Source organism: Micromonospora sp. NPDC047465 (genome assembly GCF_040643125.1).
GTDB lineage: Bacteria > Actinomycetota > Actinomycetes > Mycobacteriales > Micromonosporaceae > Micromonospora.
In genome coordinates, this window is sequence record NZ_JBEYTP010000001.1 from 245208 (window position 1) to 263500 (window position 18293).

Sequence of the window (18293 nt, forward strand, 5' to 3'; positions counted from 1 at the left end):
CCCGTTCGTCCTCTCTGTGCGCAACACGGCCCGAACCGGGCGGGCACCCCGGCCGACGGACCTGGCCGGCAACGCCCGGCCGACGGATCCCGGCGGGGCGTCACCCGCCGGGGGTCACTGCTCGGAGAGCCGGGCCGGTGGGGTGGTCGGGAACAGCGGGAAGCCGCCGCCACCGCCGGAGGGTGTGGTGGTGGGCGTGGGGCTCGGCGTGTCGGACGGCGTCGGCTCGACCTCCGGCACGCTGACCACGATCGTCACCGTCTTACCCTTCGCGAGGCGGCTGCCCGGTCGCGGGTTCTGCGAGAGGACCCGCCCGGCCTCGGCCGCCGGCACCTCCCGGCCCTGCTCGACGTCGACGTCGTAGCCGGCGGCCTTCAGCTCGTCCTTGGCGTCCTTCTCGGTGGAGTTGACCACGTTCGGCACCTGGCCGACGTTGCCCAGGGAGACGGTGAGGGTCACGACCGTCTTCTCGGCGACCTGCTTCCCCTCCTCGGGCGACACCGCCAGGACGATGCCCTCCTGGTCGGCGCTGTCCTTCTCGACCTTCTTGACCTCGAAGCCCGCCTCTTCCAGCCGCGCCTTCGCGGTCTCGTACCTGGAGCCCGTGAGGCCCGTCGGGATGGCCTTCGTGGCCGGGCCGCCGCAGACCTGGACGACGACCTCCTGGTTGGGCTCCAGGGCCGAGTTGGCCGCCGGCGACTGGTTGACCACCTGGCCCTTCTTGCACGTGGCGTCGAAGTGCTGCTCGCCCTCCCGGGGCACCAGGTTGGCCTGCTGGATCCGGGTGAACGCCTCCTGCTGCGTCAGGCCGGTCACGGTGGGCACGGTGACCTTGTCGTCGCCCTGGTTCAGCAGGGCGGCGGCGAGCGCGATCACCGCGAGCACGCCCACCGCGGCGAAGGTCGCGATCAGCCAGGACGACGCCCTGCGCCGGCGGGGATCGCCGACCCGGGCCGGGATCTGCCGGGTCTGCGGGGCGCCGGGGGCGGCCGGGTAGCCGGCACCGGCCGGGACGACCCGCGTCGTCTCGTCGTGCGGCAGCACGGGGGTGGCCAGCACCGGGCGGCCGGCGGCGGCGCGAAGCAGGTCGGCCCGCATCTCGCCGGCGCTCTGGTAGCGGTTGAGCGGGTTCTTCGACAGCGCCTTGAGCACGATCGCGTCGACGGCCGGGTTGACGTCCGGGTTGATGTCGCTCGGCGTCGGCGGGGCCTCCCGCACGTGCTGGTAGGCCACGCTGACCGGGCTGTCGCCGACGAACGGCGGGTGGCCGCAGAGCAGCTCGAAGAGCACGCAGCCGGCGGCGTAGACGTCGGACCGGGCGTCGACCGCCTCGCCGCGCGCCTGCTCGGGCGACAGGTACTGCGCGGTGCCGATCACCGCGCTGGTCTGGGTCATCGTGGTGGCGCCGCTGGCCAGCGCCCGCGCGATGCCGAAGTCCATCACCTTGACCTGGCCGGTCTGGGTGAGCATCACGTTGCCGGGCTTGATGTCCCGGTGGATGATGCCGTGCCGGTGGCTGAACTCCAGCGCCGCGCACATGTCGGCGCAGATCTCCAGCGCCCGGCGCGGCTGGAGCCGCCCCTCGACGCCGAGGACCTCCTTGAGGGTCCGCCCGTTGACGAACTCCATCACGATGAACGGCAGCGTCTCGCCGGTCGGCGCGGTCTCCTCGCCGGTGTCGTAGACGGCCACGATCGCCGGGTGGTTGAGGGACGCCGCGTTCTGTGCCTCGCGGCGGAACCGCATCTGGAAGGTAGCGTCCCGGGCGAGGTCGGTCCGGAGCATCTTGATCGCGACGTCCCGACCGAGCCGGAGATCGCGACCGCGGTGCACCTCGGCCATGCCGCCGTAGCCGAGCAGCTCGCCGACCTGGTACCTGCCACCGAGCAGGCGGGCCTGCGCTGTCATCGCGTCTGTCGTCCTTCGCTCGTCGTCTCGTCGCCGCCCGGCCGGGGCAGTTCCTGTCGACGGTACGACGTCCGGGCCGGATCGTCGCGTCCGTCGGGCCGCAGCGCGCCGGACGTCACCGTCTGCGGGGTGACCGCGCCGGCTGCGCCGGACTGCTGCGACTCCTCCCGCAGCTTGTAGGAAATCACGCCGGAGCAGACGAGGACCAGTACGGCCAGGAGGATGGCGAGTAACACCATCCCCGGCCGGGACCCTCGGCCGCCGGGCAGGGGCGCCGGAGGGGCGGCCTGCCCCGCGTACGCCATCGGACGGGCCGGCGGCACGGTCGCCGCGCCGCGCGGGTAGCCGGGCGGGGCCACGGGTGGGCGGGGCACCGACACGGCGGGCGCGACGGTCGTGGGGCGGTGCGGCGCGACGGCCGGGCGGGGTGCCGCCACGGGCGGGCGCTGCGGCTGCGGGGTGGCGGTCGGCGGCCGGTGCGGGGCGACCCGCGGGTGCGCCGCCGGTGCTGGCACCTGGGCGCGGCCGGGCGGGGCGGCGGGCGACGCCGGGGCCGCGGAGATCGGCCGACCGCCGGCGCGGGCCTGCTGGGAGAGCTGGGCCTTCAGCTGCCGGGCCACCCCGGCCAGCGCGGCGGCGCTGGGCCAGCGGGCCGCCGGGTCCTTCGCCAGGGCCCGCTCCACCACGGCCCGGACCTGCGGCGGGATGTCGGCGGGCAGTGGGCGGGGGGTCTCCCGGACGTGCCGCATGGCGATCTCGAGAGGATTGTCGCCCTCGAACGGCCGCCGGCCGGCCAGGCACTGGTACGCGACCACGCCGAGCGCGTAGACGTCGGACGCGGACGTGGCGACGCCGCCGGTGGCCTGCTCGGGGGAGATGTACGAGGCGGTGCCGAGCACCGAACCGGCTGCGGTGAGCTGGGCGACCAGGTCAGACCGGGCGATGCCGAAGTCGGTCAGCACCAGGGTGCCGTTGGGCCGGACCAGCAGGTTGCCCGGCTTCACGTCCCGGTGCACGATGCCCTTCACGTGCGCCGCGTGCAGCGCGTCGGCCGCCTGGGCGACCAGCGCCATCGTGCGGGCCGGGGTGAGCCGGCCCACCCGGGCCAGGGTGGCCGACAGCGCGTCGCCCTCGACGTACTCCATCACCAGGAAGGCGATCTGCTGGTCGTTGCCGAAGTCGTAGACGTCGACCACGCCGGGGTGGTTGATCGTCGCCATGGTGCGGGCCTCGCCGCGGAACCGCTCGGCGAAGTCGGGGTCGTCGAGCAGCGCGGGGAGCAGGCTCTTGACGGCGACCGTCCGGCCGAGCACCTGGTCGGTGCCGCGCCAGACGTCGCCCATGCCACCGCTGGCGATCCGCTCGTCGAGGCGGTAGCGGTTGCCGAGCTGCACCCCGGGGCTGAGCATGTCAGCGGCCCCCGGGATCGGCGATGGCGGCCCGCATGATCTGCCCGGCGATCCGGGCCGCCTCGGCGCTGCCGCCCGGGCCGGCCTGCTCCAGCATGACGCAGACCGCCGAGACCGGGTTCCCGTTCTTGTCGAGCGCGAAGCCGATGAACCAGCCGTGGTCCGGCCGGTCGGGCGCGGACTGCGCGGTGCCGGTCTTGCCGCCGACCGTGTAGCCGTTGATCCGCGCGTTCTCGCCGGTGCCGTTCTCGACGACGCTGACCATCATCTCCCGCAGGTCGCCGGCGACCTGGCCGCTGACCGGCTGGCGCAGCTCCCGGGGATTGGCGGTGTAGTAGCTGGTGGTGCGGTCCGGGCCGAGGAGCTGGCGGACCAGGTACGGCCGCATCTGGCTGCCGCCGTTGGCGACCGAGGCGGCGATCAGGGCCCCCTGCAGCGGGGTCATCCGGACGTCCCGCTGGCCGATGGAGGACTGGGCGAGCGCGGCGGGGTCGTCGCCGCCGTCGGCGTTCTCCATGCTGCCGGTGCGGCTGGCCGCCACCGGGTGGCCGCCCTCCCCGAGGTGGCCGACCGTGAGGTCCTCCTGCTCGAAGCCGAACTGCCGGGCCTTCTCCTTGATCTTGTCCGCGCCGAGCCGGACGCCGAGCTGCGCGAAGCCCGTGTTGCACGACTCGGTGACCGCGTTCATCAGGGTGACCTCGTCCTCGGGGCAGATCGACGCCGCCGCGTTGCGGATCGGCGTGCCCGAGGTCGGCGGGGTGTAGCTGGAACCGGCCGGGATCCTGGTGTCCTGCCCGATGCCGTTCTCCAGCGCCGCGGCGGCCACCACGATCTTGAAGGTGGAGCCCGGGGGCAGCACCTCGCCGATGGCCCGGTTCTTCAGCGGGCCGTTCGGGTTCTGCTCCAGCGCGTTGTGCGCGGCCGTCGCCTCGTTGGTGTTGTGGCCGGTCAGCGGGTTCGGGTCGAAGCTGGGCATGGAGACCAGCGCCTGCACCGCCCCGGTACGCGGGTCGATGGCGATCGCCGCGCCCTTCGAGGCGTCGACGCGGTTGTTGCGCAACTGCTCGTACGCGACGTCCTGGGCCCGCTTGGAGAGGGTGAGCAGCACGTTGCCGCCACCGGTCTTGTCGCCGGTGAACATGTCCTTGAACCGGTCGATGAAGAGCTGGTCGCTGGTGCCGGCCAGGAAGTCGTTCTCGAACTTCTCGATGCCGGTGTCGGCCAGGTTGACCGGCTTGTAGCCGAGCACGTGCGCGTACTTGGCGCCGCCCGGGTAGGTGCGCTGGTACTTCAGCTCGCCGCTGGTCTCCTTGCTGGTGGCGAGGGCCGTGCCGCCGGCCTCGATGTTGCCGCGCTTGCGCTCGTACTCGGCGACCTGGACCCGGCCGTTGTAGTCGCTGGTGCGGTATTCGTCGGCCTTGTAGGCCTGGATCCAGTTCAGGTTGGCGAAGAGCAACCCGAAGAGGACCATCACGACGACGCCCACGCGGCGCAGGGGTGCGTTCACGGCCTGATCACCTCCGTGGGGGCACCGTGCAGCTGCTCCGGCGGGCCGCCGGACGGTCGGGCCGCCTTGCCGCCCCCGCCGGCGACGGGGCGGCGGGCCCCGTCGGAGACGCGGAGCAGGACCGCGATGAGCAGCCAGTTGGCCATCAGCGAGGAGCCACCGGCGGAGAGGAACGGGGTGGTCTGGCCGGTCAGCGGGATGAGCTTGCTGATCCCGCCGACGATCACGAAGACCTGGAGCCCGAGGGTGAACGCCAGGCCGCCGGCCAGCAGCTTGCCGAACGAGTCGCGGACCGCCAGCGCCGCCCGCAGCCCCCGCTCGACGATGAGCAGGTAGACGACGAGCAGCGCGGAGAGGCCGAACAGCCCGATCTCCTCGCCGAGGCCGGCGAAGATGAAGTCGTTCTGCACCTCGGGCAGCAGGCCGGGTTGGCCGCCGCCCGGGCCGGCGCCGAACAACCCGCCCGTGCCGAGCGCGAGCAGACCCTGCACCAGTTGGTAGCCGTCCTCGTAGGGGTCGGCGAACGGGTCCAGCCAGATCTGCGCCCGCAGGTAGAAGTTGGCGAACGGCCCGCCGACGATGTCGCCGAGGACGTACGCCAGGTAGGCGCCGCCGAAGAAGAGCACCAGGCCGATGAGCAGCCAACTGACCCGTTCGGTGGCGATGTAGAGCGTCACCACGAACATGCCGAAGTAGAGCAGCGACGTGCCGAGGTCCTTCTCGAAGACGAGGACCAGGAGGCTGATCAGCCAGACCACGACCACCGGGCCGAGGTCCCGCCCGCGGGGGAAGTCGATGCCGAGGAACCGGCGGCTGGCCAGCGAGAGCACCTCGCGCTTGCGCACCAGGTAGTAGGCGAAGAAGACCAGCAGTGCCAGCTTGGCGAACTCGCCGGGCTGGATGGAGAAGCCGCCGACCCGGACCCACAGCTTGGCGCCGTTGATCTCGGAGAAGCGGCTGGGCAGCACCGCCGGGATCATCACCAGCACGATGCCGGCCAACCCCAGGGTGTACGCGTAGCGGGAGACCGACCGGTGGTCGCGCATGAGGGCGAGCAGCCCGGCGGCCAGGATGACCGAGGCGAGCGTCCAGGCGAGCTGCCGGCCACCCGTGCCGGCGAAGATGGCCAGGTCTGCCCGCTCGGCCGGGGCGGCGTTGCCCAGGTCGAGCCGGCGCAGGAAGCCCACCCCGATGCCGTTGAGCAGCGCGACCGCCGGCAGCAGGGCGGGGTCGGCGAAGGGCGCCAGGAACCGGATCACCAGGTGCAGGCCGAGGAAGACCGCGGTGAGCGCGGCCGCCGGCATCCAGAAGTCGGCGGTGACGGTGTCGAGCACCTTCGCCTCGACCATCGCCCCGTACGCGGCCACCAGCACCATGGCCAGCAGCAGCAGCGACAGCTCGGCGTTACGCCGGGACCGGGCCAGGCGCACGCCGGGCTGCTCGCCCGTGGTGGCGGGCGAGGGTGCCGGGGTGGCCGCTGCGGTCACGGATCGTCCTCGGATTCGAAGCCGACACTCACTCCGGCGACCGGCAGGTGGCCGGGTCGAGCGTCGGCGAGACGGTGTCGGAGGGCAGGGCGTCGGGTGTGGTGGTCGGCGAGGCCGACGTGGTCGGACGGCCGCTGGCGGCCGGGCTCGCGCTGGCCGACGGCGGCGGGGTCGCCGGGCCGGCGGTCGGCGTCGGTGTCGTGGTGACGGCCACCGCGCTCGGGCTGGGCGGGCAGATCGGCTTCAGGTTCGGGTTCGTCGGGCTGTCGCTGGTCAGCTCGGCCAGCCGACGCTCGGCGTCCGGCTCGCTCTTGGCCGGGATGCCCTGCTTCACCTGCTCCTGGGCGGCCAGGGTCAGGTCGTCCAGGTCGGCCGGGCTGGTGGAGTGCACGGTGGAGAGGTCCATCCCGGCGATCTCGCCCTGGATGCCCCGGAACACCGCGACCTGGCCCTCCTCCGTCGCCCCGACGTAGTACTGCCGCTGGGTGTAGCTCCAGCCGCCGAAGACGGCCCCGCCGAGCAGCACCAGCAGCGCCAGCGTCGTCGCGGCGGCGCGCACGGGCCGGCGCTTCGGGCGTTCCGGCTCGTCGTCGTCGCCGGCCGCGGGCTCCTCGGGGGCGGGGGGGCGGGGGGCGGAGAGGGCCGACGCGCGGGCGGCCGGGGTGGAGACGTCGGCGGAGGTCGCCATGCCCCGGTCCCGGGCCGCGGCGCCGCCGACGATCGGGCTCGCCTCGACGATGTCCTGGTCGGTGGCGTCCGCGATGATCACCGTGATGTTGTCCGGCCCGCCGCCGCGCAGGGCGAGCTGCACCAACCGCTCCACGCACTGCTGGGGGTCGGTGTACTCGCGCATGGTCTCGGCGATCGTGTCGGCGCTGACCACGCCCGAGAGCCCGTCGCTGCAGATCAGGTAGCGGTCGCCCGGCAGCACCTGGCGGACGCTGTATTCCGGGTCGATGTCGCGGCCGTCGAGCGCGCGGGTGAGCAGCGACCGCTGCGGGTGGCTGCTCGCCTCCTCGGCGCTGATCCGGCCCTCGTCGACGAGCATCTGGACGTACGTGTCGTCCTTGGTGATCTGCGCGAACTCGCCGTTGCGCAGGAGGTAGGCCCGCGAGTCGCCGATGTGGACCATGCCCAGCTTGCTGCCGGAGAAGAGGGTGGCGGTGAGCGTGGTGCCCATCCCCTCCAGCTGGGGGTTGGCGTCCACGGTGTCGCGGAGCTGCTGGTTGGCGGTGCCCACGGCCGAACGCAGCGCGTCGACGAGGGCGTCACCCGGGACGTCCTCGTCGAGCGGCGCCATGGCACCGATGACGATGTTGCTGGCGACGTCACCGGCGGCCATGCCGCCCATGCCGTCGGCGACGGCGAGTAGCCGCGGTCCGGCGTAGACGGAATCCTGGTTACCGTCTCGGATCAGACCGCGGTCGCTGTGGGCCGCATAGCGCAGGGTCAGAGTCATGGCCGTAATTCGAGAGAAGTGCGGCCGATCCGGATCGGCACGCCGAGGGGGACGGGGGTTGGTCCGGTGACCTTAGCGCGATCCAGGTAGGTGCCGTTAGTCGAGCCGAGATCCTCGACGAACCACTGCCCGTCGCGTGGCACCAGCCGGGCGTGCCGCGCCGAGGCGTAGTCGTCGGTGATGACGAGGGTGGAATCCTCGGCCCGGCCGATGGTGATCTGCGCTTCACCAAGGGTGATCCGCGTGCCCGCCAGTTGACCGGCGGTGACCACGAGCTGGTGCGCCGCCCTGCCCCGCTTCGCCTTCGCCGGTTTCGCCGCCTGCCCGAGCGAGGCCCCGACCGCCCGCGGGGCGGCCACCAGGCGGCCCGACCGGGCCCCCGCGAACAGGTCCCGGCGGATCACGCCGACCACCGTGAACACGAAGATCCACAGCAGGATGAGGAACCCGAACCGGGCGACGGTGATGACGAGTTCCGGCAAGGCGGGTCAGCCGTCCACGCGGAAGGTCAGCGTCGTGGTGCCGAGCTGGATCATGTCGCCGGGGTTGAGCGCGACGGCGGAGACCCGCTGGCCGTTGACCATCGTGCCGTTGGTCGACCCCAGGTCGGTCAGCACGACCTGGCCGCCGTCGAAGTCCAGCCGGGCGTGTCGCCGCGAGATGCCGACGTCGGGCAGGCGCAGGTTGGCCTGGTCGCCGCGGCCGATCACGGTCGAGCCCATCTGGAGGGGATAGGTGCGCCCGTCGCCGGAGACCAGCCGCACGTTGCGGCTGCCGCCGTGGCCGGGCGGGGGGCCGTAGCCGCCGCCCTGGTCGTACGCCGGGTAGGCGGGCGGGCCGGCGTCGTAGCCGGGCGCGGAGACCGGGGCGACCTCGCCGCCGGTGTAGACCTCGGCGGTGACCCGGAACATGCCCGTGTCCAACCCCTCGCCGCGTTCGATCTCGACGATCACGTCGCCGTAGACCGTCCAGGCCTGCTCGCCGATGAACTCCGCCTGCGACTGGGCCAGCTCCTGGGCCAGCGCGGCAGCGTACGGCGCCAGCCGACTGTGGTCGTAGGGCGAGAGATCGATCACGTAGCGGTTGGGCACCAACGTGCGCCCACCGGCCAGGATCGCCTTGTGCGCCTCGGCCTCCCGCTGCATGGCGTTGAGGATCTCCACGGGGTGGACCACCCCTTTGAAGACCTTGGCGAAGGCTCCCTCGACCAGGCCTTCCAGACGCTTCTCGAAGCGTTGCAGCACGCTCACCGGCTCCTCCTCGGGTCCCGAGGACATGATGGTATCCGGCCGGAGCGTCCGCAGCTCACACGCCGCTCGGCCGGCTGGCGGCGGCCCGTTCGGTGGGGCCGTTGTCGTCGTGCTAGTCTTTCGTCCGCCGAGAACGGTACCGCCTCGACGGACGGTAACCGATCGACGCAACGATCACGGACTCCGTAGAATGTCCGGGGCCCGCTGGAGACAGCAGGACCGGCACAGACTACAGTGTTCGAGGTCAGGCCACGGGGAAGTGGCGGAATGGCAGACGCGCACGGTTCAGGTCCGTGTGCCCGAAAGGGCGTGGGGGTTCAACTCCCCCCTTCCCCACCAACACGCGAGGGCTCCGCAGCGATGCGGGGCCCTCGCGGCGTATCGGGGCCGTGCCGTACGTCACGCTATGCTCCGATGGATTCTGCCTCCGAGGACCAGGAGTGGCGTGTGAGTGTCGCATTCGTGACCGGGTCGGGCGGGCTGATCGGCTCCGAGGCGGTCCGGCACTTCGCCGGCCTCGGTCTCGACGTCGTCGGCATCGACAACGACATGCGGCAGGAGTTCTTCGGCGAGGAGGCTTCGACCGCCTGGAACGTACGGCGCCTGACCGACGAGCTGGGGAGCGCGTACTCGCACCACAGCATCGACATCCGGGACCGGGCCGCGCTGGGCAAGCTCTTCAAGCGGTACGCGGGCGCCGTCGCCGTGGTGATCCACACCGCCGCCCAGCCGTCGCACGACTGGGCCGTGCGCGACCCGTTCACCGACTTCGACGTCAACGCCGCCGGCACGCTCAACGTCCTGCAGAACGTGCGCGAGCACTGCATCGAGGCGCCGGTGATCCACTGCTCCACCAACAAGGTCTACGGCGACCGGCCGAACAGCCTGCCCCTGGTCGAGCTGGAGACCCGGTGGGAGATCGAGCCGGGCCACCCGTACGAGCAGGGCATCCGCGAGGACATGTCCATCGACGGCTGCCTCCACTCGATCTTCGGCGCCTCGAAGGTCGCGGCCGACGTCATGGTGCAGGAGTACGGCCGCTACTTCGACATGCGGACGGCCTGCTTCCGGGGCGGGACGCTGACCGGGCCGGCGCACTCGGCCACCGAGCTGCACGGCTTCCTCGGGTACGTGATGCGCGCCAACATGGAGCGCCGGACGTACAAGATCTTCGGCTACCAGGGCAAGCAGGTGCGGGACGCGATCCACAGCTCGGACGTGGTCTCCGCGTTCGAGGCGTTCTTCCGCAACCCGCGTTCCGCGGCGGTCTACAACCTCGGCGGCGGCCGGCACTCCAACACCTCCAACCGGGAGGCGTTCATGCTGGCCGAGCAGATCACCGGCCAGGAGATGGTCACCGAGTACGTCGAGGCCAACCGGATCGGCGACCACAAGTGGTGGATCGGCTCGAACGAGGCGTTCCAGGCCGACTACCCGGAATGGAAGCAGGTCTACGACGTTCCCATGATCATGCGCGAGATCTACGAGGCCAACGTGGACAAGTGGGTGCCGGCAGCATGACCGTCAGGGGCAAGCGGAACGTCCTCGGCGTCCTGGTCGACGCCACCGACTACGCCGCAGCGACCGAGCAGGTGGTGGCGGCCGCGCAGGAGCGCCGTCCGCTGGCGCTGACGGCGCTGGCCGTGCACGGGGTGATGACCGGGGTGCTGGACCCGGCGCACAACGCCCGGCTGAACTCCTTCGACGTGGTCACCCCCGACGGCCAGCCGGTGCGCTGGGCGCTCAACGTGCTGCACGGCGCGGGGCTCACCGACCGGGTCTACGGGCCCACGCTGACCCTGCACGTGCTCTCCCGGTTCGCCGACGAGGGCCTCCCGGTCTACCTCTACGGCTCGACGGAGGAGACCCTGGCGAAGCTGATCCCTGCGCTCGAGCGGATGTTCCCGGCACTCAAGATCGCCGGCGTGGAGCCGTCCAAGTTCCGGGCGGTGCAGCCGGGCGAGGACGTCGAGATCGCCGACCGGATCAAGGCCAGCGGGGCCCGACTCGTCCTGGTCGGGCTGGGCTGCCCGCGCCAGGAGGTCTTCGCGTACGCCATGCGGCCGCTGCTGGACATGCCGCTGATGGCGGTCGGGGCGGCCTTCGACTACCACGCCGGGCTGCTGCGCCAGCCGCCGCCGTGGATGCAGCGCGCCGGCCTGGAGTGGTTCTGGCGCCTCGGCCTGGAGCCGAAGCGGCTGTGGCGCCGGTACGTGATCCTCAACCCGGCCTACCTTGCCCGGCTCGCCGGGCAGAAGACCGGCCTGTGGAAGGCGGTCCCGCCGCCCCCGGCCGCCGAGCGGCCGTCCACCTTCGCCGTCTGACCGGAACCGGCAGACGTCAGAAGGGCCCCTTCCTGTCGCACAAGGCGATGAGAAGGGGCCCTTCCTTGCACCTATAGCTAGAGGGTCAGGGTCCAGGTGTTGATGTAGCCGCTGTCGCCGTAGTAGACGTCCCGCACCCGCAGCTGCCAGGTGCCGTTCGCCGCCTCGCTCGACAGGTTCGCCGTGTAGGTGGTGTTGATGTTGTCCGCGCCGTCCCAGATGTTGCTGTTCTTCAGCCGGTAGGACGAGCCGTCCGGAGCGACCAGGTCGACGACGAGGTCACCGCGGTAGGTGTGCGCGATGTTCACCGCGACGGTCGAGGCCGACGAGGCGTTGCGGGCGCACCCGGAGATCGGGATCGAGCTGCTCACCGTGACACCGGTGTCCGGGATCGCGACGTCGGTGCCGTTAGTGCCGGAGCAGCCGCCGCCGGTGCCGGTCACGGTCAGCGAGTAGGTGGCGCTCTTGCTGCCGGAGGCCGCCGTGCCCGTCACCGTCACGGTGTAGGTGCCGGGCGCCGTGCTCGCCGAGGTGCTGATGGTGAGCGTCGAGGAACCGCCCGAGGTGACGGTGGCCGGGCTGAACGAGGCGGTCGCCCCGGACGGCAGCCCGCTCGCGGAGAGGCTCACCGACTGGGCCGAGCCGTTGGTGGTGGCGGTGGCCACCGTCGCGGTCACCGAGCCGCCCGGCGCGGTCGAGCCGGAGGTCGGCGAGACCGAGACGGAGAAGTCGTTGGTCGGCGGCGGGGTGTCGTCGTTGACGACGTAGAGCAGCTTGTTCGGCGAGCCGGTGCCCGGGTTGCCCACCACGTTGTTGGTGGCGTTGTTCACCAGGTAGTCGCGGACCTGCTGCGGCGTCCAGGACGGGTTGGCGCTGGCCACCAGGGCCGCCGCGCCGACCACGTGCGGCGTCGCCATCGAGGTGCCGCTGATCGTGTTGGTGGCGGAGTCGCCGGTGTGCCACGCCGAGGTGATCGACGAGCCGGGCGCGAAGATGTCCAGGCAGGTGCCGATGTTGGAGAACGAGGAGCGGGCGTCCGTGTTGGTCGTCGAGCCGACGGTGATGCCCTCGGCGGTCCGGGCGGGCGAGGTGTTGCAGGCGTTCCCGCCCGAGTCGTTGCCGGCCGCCAGGCCGTAGCTCACGCCCGAGTTGATGGAGTTCCGCACGGCGGTGTCGAGCGTGCTGTTCGCGCCGCCGCCGAGGCTCATGTTGGCCACGGCCGGCTTGACCGCGTTCTGGGTCACCCAGTCGACACCGGCGATGACGCCGGCGTTCGTGCCGCTGCCCTGGCAGTTGAGCACGCGGACGCCGACCAGCTGGACGCCCTTCGCCACCCCGTACGCCGAGCCGCCGACGGTGCCGGCGACGTGCGTGCCGTGCCCGTTGCAGTCGTCGGCCGAGCCCCCGTCGACGGCGTCGTAGCCGGAGGTGGCCCGGCCGCCGAAGTCGCTGTGGCTGAACCGGATGCCGGTGTCGATGATGTAGGCGTGCACGTTGCTCGCCGTGTTCGGGTACGTGTAGGAGCTGTCCAGCGGCAGTGCCCGCTGGTCGATCCGGTCCAGGCCCCAGGACGGTGGGTTGGTCTGGGTGCCGGCGATCGACACGGTGTGGTTCTGCTCGACGTACGCCACGGCGGGGTCCGCGGCGATCCGGGCGGCGGCCCCGGCGCCGACCCGGACCTCGAAGCCGCGCAGCGCGGCGCCGTAGGTGCGGGCCACCGTGCCGCCGTGCCGGCCGACCAGCCGTTGCGCGGTGTCACCGACGGTGGTACGGGCGACCGCGGTGTCCTTGAAGACGACGATGTAGCTGTCGGCCACGGCGGTGGCGCCGCCCGCGGCCCGGATCGTGCCGACGGGCTCGGCGGCCATGGCGGGCGTGGCGGTGGCCACCATGGCCATGGTGGCCACCCCGACGAGTAGGGACCTACGTGGAAGACCCATCTTCTACCTCCCTCCGACCGGCACCCGATCATCGACGTCCGTGGCGATAATCGATGAGTGCCGATCGAGCTGAGGGTAGAGCGGCGTCATCGGGATACAAACATGTCGAGTTCCCTATAACACCGGGAGGATGCCCCCTACGGGACGCCGTTACGGGAGGAACGGGGGCCGGCCCCGGATTCGCGCGCGTCGGGAACGGGCAATGCTCTCCGTCATGGAGAGTCACCTCACCGTGCTGGCGCCGCTGGCCGCCGTCTGGCTCGCCGCCGGCTGGCTGGCGGACGGGATGCCCCGGCTGGACCGCGCCCGCGCCCTGCGCCGACGTACCGGATGGGTGCTCGCCCTGACCCTGACCGGCCTGGGCCTGACGGCCGCCGTGCTGGTTGCCGGGCTCTCCAGCGCCGGCGCGGCCCCGGCGGACCGGGCCGCCGCCGGCCTCACCCTCGCCGCCGCGCCCGTGCTCGTCGTCGCGGCCTGCACCGTGCGCCGGGTGCGCCGGCTGCGAGCGGGCGCGGGGGCGTTCGCCGCGGCGCCCGGGACCCCGGCCCCGCACGGCTTGCGGGCCGCTGCGGCGCACCCGCTGGTCGGGCTTCCGTTGCAGGTCACGGGCCTGGCGATCCTGCCCGCGGTGGCGGCGGCGAGCGCCCCGGAACCGCTGTTCGGGCCAGGGGTGACCGGGCCGGCGATCACCGTCGGGGTGCTGGCGGTTGCCGCCATCGGCGTACGCCACGCGCTGCGGCACAGCCGCCTCGCCGAGCGGGCCGCGCCGCCCCGGCCGGCGTCACCGCGAGCGGCCGGAGCCCTGCACGTATAGCAGTTCCAGGATCGCCCGGGTCGCCTCGAACCAGCGGTCGAGCCACCCGGGCGGCGGGACGCTGCCCTTCGGCGGCAGCTCCATCAGCAGCCCGCGGAGCAGCGGGTGGTCGGCCAGCGACTCGGTCGGCTCCATCGACCAGCCGCCCGGCGGAAACGACGGCTCGGTCAACGGGTTCGGATCCAGCGACGGCAGCGAGAGCGGCCCCGCCTGCTCCGGCGCGGCCGTCGTGGCCTCCCGGCCACCGACCTCCGTGTCGGTCGACACCACCTCGGTCAGGACGGTGTCCCGGCGCGCCCCGCGGTACTTGCCCCCGAAGCGCTCCGGCTTGCCCGGCCCGTTGGTGAGGTTGTCTGACCCGATCGTCGTCATCCGTCTCGCCTACCTCGTTGGGTTGCCGATTCGTGCGGCGGGTTGTCGACCAGCGCCGTATCGAGGGGTACAACGACACGGGCCCGATGTGGCGACGGGATGCCCGGGCTTCTTCGCGGCCAGACCGGACGCGGGCACGGCGATGCCCCCGCCCGGCTGCCCGCCGGACGGGGAACACCGCGTCACCTCCCGGTCGCGTCAGTCCCGGCCGAAGCCGCCGCCCCTGGCACCGGCGACGAAGGCGTGCCAGTCGCCCGGGGCGAAGACCAGGGCCGGACCCGTCTTGTCCTTCGAGTCCCGCACGCCGACCGCCCCCGTCACGTACGCCACCTCCACGCAGTTGTCACAGTTCGGCCCGCTCTTCGAGCTCTTGAACCACGTTGCCTGCGTCAGGTCCACGGGGAACCCCTTGGTCGCCATTTCCACAACGGCTCCTCTGCCAGTTTCGCGATGTGTGCGATGGACTCCTCCGGACGAATGGCCGCCGCTCGGACGTGATCGAAGATGAAGCTGTACTTCTGCAGTTCGTCGCTCTTCTCCAGGAAGAGCCCACCCGTGGCGTTCTCCGCGTACACGACATCCGGATCACCGGGCTCGGGGAAGCTGAGGATCGTGAAGGTCCCGTCCATGCCGGCGTGCGCCCCCACCTCGAACGGCAGGATCTGCAGCGTCACGTTCGGCAGTTCCGCCACCTCGACCAGCCGGTTGAGCTGGTCACGCATGACCGCGTCCCCACCCACCGGACGGCTCACCACCGCCTCATCGAGCACCACCCACAGATCGACCGGATCATCCTGTGTCAGCAACGACTGACGGCCGAGCCGGACACGGACACGTTGTGCGACCTGGTCAGGGGTGAAGTCCGGCCGCGCGGCGCGGATCATCGCGCTCGCGTACGCCTCGGTCTCCAGCAGGCCGGGCACCACCTGCTGCTCGTACGCGCGGATCGAGCTGGCCGCGGCCTCCAGGCCGACGTACGCGCCGACCAGCACCGTGCTGTACGGGTGCCACCAGCCCTTCTGCCGCGCCTCCCGGGCGATCTGCACCAACTCGTCGCTCTCGGCGCCCACCACCCCGTAGATCCGGAGCATGTCCCGCACGTCGCGCGGCGTCGCCGTGGTGTGGCCGGTCTCGATCCGCGAGATCTTCGACGCCGAGCACTCAAGCTGCTCGGCGACGACCTCGATGGTGATCCCGGCCGCCTCCCGCTGCCGCCGCAGTTCCGCGCCGAGGCGGCGGCGCCGGATGGTCGGGCTGCGCCGCTCGCTCACGGCCTCACCACCCCGTCCGCTGGTCGGAACCACCGGCTGTCGGCCCTCACCGCCCCACCTCCGCGTCGCGCGCGCCGCTGCCGTCGCCCGCCGGGGGCGCGACCGTCGAACGGCGGGCGTCGTTCGCGGCGAGGGGGTGGTGCCGGTCATCGGCCGGCCGCGACGGGCGAAACCGGATCCCAGTGTGCCGCCGATACGTGAACGGCTTCAAGCGTCGCTTGCGCGAGCCGCTCGCGTATCGGCAAAAGTCGACGTGCAACTTGCATGAAGCACGTCGCTGATGCACTCTGTGCGTATGGCACGGGTTACTCACCGTCTCCGTCCGCTCCCCCGCCGTGGTGATCCCACGGGCTCCGGGACGCGCGCCGGTGGGGCCGCCCGGCCTTCGACAACCAGACCTGCCCCGGGTTGATGACCCCGCCGCTGCACGCCAGTTGGCTGTGGCGGCGGGAGCGGTACCCGGAGCAGCCGGGTGATGGTCGGGTGGCGGTTCGCCACCAGCGGGTACGGCCCGACCACCACCGGCCCACGACGGCACGACCCCGTGGCCGGCCACCGAGACGTCCCCCGACCCGCTCCCGCCGGCCCGTCCGCCGGCCGACCCTTCCCAGGAGCCCATGTGCTTCCCCGCTCCGGTGACGTACTGCACGTGACTCGCGCGGCGAGTGTCCAGTTCCTCAGGCCCATCACGTTCCGGGTCATCCGGGTGCTCGACTGGCCGACCTACGACGGCTGGATCTGGCTCGACGGCTACGAGTTGAACGCTTCGGGGGACGCGGTCAACCGGCGGTCGATCTTCGTCCAGCGGGAGGGTCTGCGCCAGCTGCAGGCAGCTCCCGAGCCCCGTACGCACGCCGTGCGGGCACCGCGCCGGCCCGTCGCCCGCACCCCGCTCCGGGTGGGCTGAGCTCCGCGATCGGCAGCCGGGGGGCGTGCCCCGCCATAGAATGAGGTACGCCCACCCCGGCAGGTTCCACCCCGCGCGTCCAGGACCCCGAACCTGGGATGGCCATGGTCAATCAGTCCGCCGCGCGGCGGCACCACCGCTCCCGCATCGCCTACGCCTTCGGAATCCTGGCGCTGATCGGCGCCGCCACGACACTGGTGGTCGTGGTCCGCGACCCCGCCCTGTCGTCCACCACCCGGCTGACCACCCCGGTCCCCGCACCGGAGATCACCGTGGCCGACGACGACCCGTCGGACGACGACGGGCAGGACGCCTTCGACGCCCCGTACTCCCCGGACGGAGCGGGCACACTCGGCGCCGCCGACCAGCCCGGGACCGCGGTCGGGACCGACGAACCGGTCGGATCGTCGGGCGACACCGCCGAGGCCGCCCGGCAGTCGCCGAACGACGTCCACCGTTCCCTCTTCTGGTCCGGGGTCTTCGGTCTCGCCATCTCGCTGGCCGGGCTCGGCCTGGTCGGAACCAGACGCCGGATGTGGTGACCCGGCCCGCCACCGCTCGTTCGTGCACCAGCCGGAGCGGTGACGGTCCCGGGCAGCCCGGTCAGCGGCGGATCACCTGGTGGCGGTCGGCACGGCCGTCGTCGGCGTGGGTTCGCCGCCGCCGGTCGGCGAGGGCGCGCCACGGGACACCACCAGGGTGACCTCCTCCCCGTCGGGGACGAGTTCCCCGGCCTCCGGGTCGGTGCGGATCACGGTGCCCTCGGGGCGGTCGGACTCCCGGTACTCCACCCGGTAACCCAGCCCGAGGTCGTCCAGGATCGCCTGCGCCGTCGCCAGCGGCAGGTTCACCACCGGCGGCATCGGCACCTGCGCCGCCGCCGAGGTGGTCGGCGGCGCGGAGGGCGAGGGGGTGGTCGGGACGGCCGAGGTCGGCGCGGGGGTCGTCGGCGACGCGCGGGTGACCGACGGGGAGGGCGACAGGCCCGGAACGGCCGGACCGTCGTCGTCCGCGGACTGGAGGGCCAGCCACAGCCCGACCCCGAGCAGGCCGAGCAGCAGCAGCACGACCACCCCCCACAGGATCGGCAGCCACCAGCGCCGGCCGCCGGGCTCCTCGGCGTACCACTCGGCGGCCTCGCGGGGATCCGCCGGCCGGGGCGGCGGCACCTCCGCGCGCCCGGACCAGGCCGCCGGGCCGGACCGCTCGGGCGGCATGGCGGCCGTACGGTCCAGCGGGGCGGCGCGGTCGACGGGCATCGACCGGGTGGCATCGCCCCCGGCGGGCGGAGACCCCTCCGGGCCGGGCAGCCGCTGGGTGCGGTCGGCCGGCTCCGGCCCGCCGGACGGGGGCAGCGGGCGGGTCCGGTCGTCGTGTTCCCCGGCGGGCGGTTCCTGGCGGTCGTCGCTCATGCCGGCACTCCGCTCCGCTGCGTGCCGACACGAGACACCACCGCACTGTGCCGATGACTCGCTCGCTGACGCTCGCTCATGCCGGCACTCCGCTCCGCTGCGTGCCGACACGAGACACCACCGCACTGTGCCGATGACTCGCTCGCTGACGCTCGCTCATCGCGCGTCCTTCCCGGCCCGGGCGGGCGTCGTGGCCCCTGACCGCCAACCTAGCGGTCCGGACGGCCATCGGC

At 72.6% G+C, this 18293-nt stretch carries 17 protein-coding genes and 1 tRNA gene; 6 read left to right on the plus strand and 12 right to left on the minus strand.

What is annotated here, in order from left to right; translation table 11 throughout:
* Positions 1 to 114: 114 nt before the first annotated feature.
* The 7 genes from pknB to ABZ793_RS01280 form a co-directional block, all read right to left on the minus strand.
* Positions 115 to 1908 carry a Stk1 family PASTA domain-containing Ser/Thr kinase gene (gene pknB, locus ABZ793_RS01250; RefSeq protein ID WP_357450045.1) on the minus strand — a complete coding sequence of 598 codons (1794 nt, stop codon included), beginning with the start codon at positions 1906 to 1908 and terminating at the stop codon, positions 115 to 117.
* A complete protein-coding gene (locus ABZ793_RS01255; protein WP_357450048.1) occupies positions 1905 to 3317 on the minus strand; it encodes a protein kinase in 1413 nt (470 codons plus the stop codon). Before ABZ793_RS01255 ends, pknB begins: the two co-directional genes overlap by 4 nt.
* 1 nt (position 3318) lies before the next feature.
* Entirely contained in the window at positions 3319 to 4824 is a 1506-nt protein-coding gene (locus ABZ793_RS01260) for a penicillin-binding transpeptidase domain-containing protein (RefSeq protein WP_357450051.1), read from the minus strand.
* On the minus strand, positions 4821 to 6200 hold the full coding sequence (locus ABZ793_RS01265) for an FtsW/RodA/SpoVE family cell cycle protein (RefSeq protein WP_357450615.1): 1380 nt from the start codon (positions 6198 to 6200) through the stop codon (positions 4821 to 4823). The genes ABZ793_RS01260 and ABZ793_RS01265 overlap by 4 nt, the downstream gene beginning before the upstream one ends.
* A 139-nt stretch (positions 6201 to 6339) precedes the next feature.
* A complete protein-coding gene (locus tag ABZ793_RS01270; RefSeq protein ID WP_357450054.1) occupies positions 6340 to 7770 on the minus strand; it encodes a PP2C family serine/threonine-protein phosphatase in 1431 nt (476 codons plus the stop codon).
* Positions 7767 to 8252: an FHA domain-containing protein gene (locus ABZ793_RS01275; protein ID WP_111134465.1), complete on the minus strand. Its 486-nt coding sequence runs from the start codon at positions 8250 to 8252 to the stop codon at positions 7767 to 7769. The genes ABZ793_RS01270 and ABZ793_RS01275 overlap by 4 nt, the downstream gene beginning before the upstream one ends.
* Before the next feature lie 6 nt (positions 8253 to 8258).
* Positions 8259 to 9047: a DUF3662 and FHA domain-containing protein gene (locus ABZ793_RS01280; RefSeq protein WP_091100240.1), complete on the minus strand. Its 789-nt coding sequence runs from the start codon at positions 9045 to 9047 to the stop codon at positions 8259 to 8261.
* A 226-nt stretch (positions 9048 to 9273) separates the two neighbouring features.
* Here ABZ793_RS01280 and ABZ793_RS01285 point away from each other — a divergent pair.
* From ABZ793_RS01285 to ABZ793_RS01295, 3 genes are all read left to right on the plus strand, one after another.
* Positions 9274 to 9359 (plus strand) — tRNA-Leu (locus ABZ793_RS01285).
* A gap of 108 nt (positions 9360 to 9467) precedes the next feature.
* The gene (locus ABZ793_RS01290) at positions 9468 to 10541 is read left to right on the plus strand and encodes an NAD-dependent epimerase/dehydratase family protein (RefSeq protein ID WP_357450060.1); all 1074 of its coding nucleotides are present in this window, start codon (positions 9468 to 9470) and stop codon (positions 10539 to 10541) included.
* A complete protein-coding gene (locus tag ABZ793_RS01295; RefSeq protein ID WP_357450063.1) occupies positions 10538 to 11344 on the plus strand; it encodes a WecB/TagA/CpsF family glycosyltransferase in 807 nt (268 codons plus the stop codon). The genes ABZ793_RS01290 and ABZ793_RS01295 overlap by 4 nt, the downstream gene beginning before the upstream one ends.
* 77 nt (positions 11345 to 11421) lie before the next feature.
* Here ABZ793_RS01295 and ABZ793_RS01300 read toward each other — a convergent pair whose 3' ends face one another.
* Complete coding sequence (locus tag ABZ793_RS01300; RefSeq protein WP_357450066.1) at positions 11422 to 13284, minus strand: S8 family serine peptidase; 1863 nt, start codon at positions 13282 to 13284, stop codon at positions 11422 to 11424.
* Positions 13285 to 13498: 214 nt separating this feature from the next.
* Here ABZ793_RS01300 and ABZ793_RS01305 point away from each other — a divergent pair, with 214 nt between their 5' ends.
* Positions 13499 to 14098 (plus strand): hypothetical protein, encoded by a 600-nt coding sequence (locus tag ABZ793_RS01305; RefSeq protein WP_357450069.1) that lies wholly within the window; start codon positions 13499 to 13501, stop codon positions 14096 to 14098.
* Here the strand turns inward: ABZ793_RS01305 and ABZ793_RS01310 are convergent.
* The 3 genes from ABZ793_RS01310 to ABZ793_RS01320 all read right to left on the minus strand — a co-directional run bounded on the left by ABZ793_RS01310 (position 14066) and on the right by ABZ793_RS01320 (position 15741).
* The gene (locus tag ABZ793_RS01310; protein WP_350702333.1) at positions 14066 to 14470 is read right to left on the minus strand and encodes a hypothetical protein; all 405 of its coding nucleotides are present in this window, start codon (positions 14468 to 14470) and stop codon (positions 14066 to 14068) included. The two genes, ABZ793_RS01305 and ABZ793_RS01310, sit on opposite strands and share 33 nt — an antisense overlap.
* Before the next feature lie 198 nt (positions 14471 to 14668).
* Positions 14669 to 14890, minus strand: coding sequence for a DUF397 domain-containing protein (locus ABZ793_RS01315; protein ID WP_350702335.1), 222 nt, complete (start codon positions 14888 to 14890; stop codon positions 14669 to 14671).
* Complete coding sequence (locus ABZ793_RS01320) at positions 14860 to 15741, minus strand: helix-turn-helix transcriptional regulator (protein WP_350702337.1); 882 nt, start codon at positions 15739 to 15741, stop codon at positions 14860 to 14862. The genes ABZ793_RS01315 and ABZ793_RS01320 overlap by 31 nt, the downstream gene beginning before the upstream one ends.
* Before the next feature lie 619 nt (positions 15742 to 16360).
* Between ABZ793_RS01320 and ABZ793_RS01325 the strand changes: the two genes are divergently transcribed.
* Positions 16361 to 16648, plus strand: coding sequence for a hypothetical protein (locus ABZ793_RS01325; protein ID WP_357450074.1), 288 nt, complete (start codon positions 16361 to 16363; stop codon positions 16646 to 16648).
* 98 nt (positions 16649 to 16746) lie between these two features.
* Positions 16747 to 17190: a hypothetical protein gene (locus ABZ793_RS01330; protein ID WP_357450077.1), complete on the plus strand. Its 444-nt coding sequence runs from the start codon at positions 16747 to 16749 to the stop codon at positions 17188 to 17190.
* 72 nt (positions 17191 to 17262) lie between these two features.
* Here ABZ793_RS01330 and ABZ793_RS01335 read toward each other — a convergent pair whose 3' ends face one another.
* Positions 17263 to 18060, minus strand: coding sequence for a PASTA domain-containing protein (locus ABZ793_RS01335; protein WP_357450081.1), 798 nt, complete (start codon positions 18058 to 18060; stop codon positions 17263 to 17265).
* Positions 18061 to 18293: the final 233 nt, after the last annotated feature.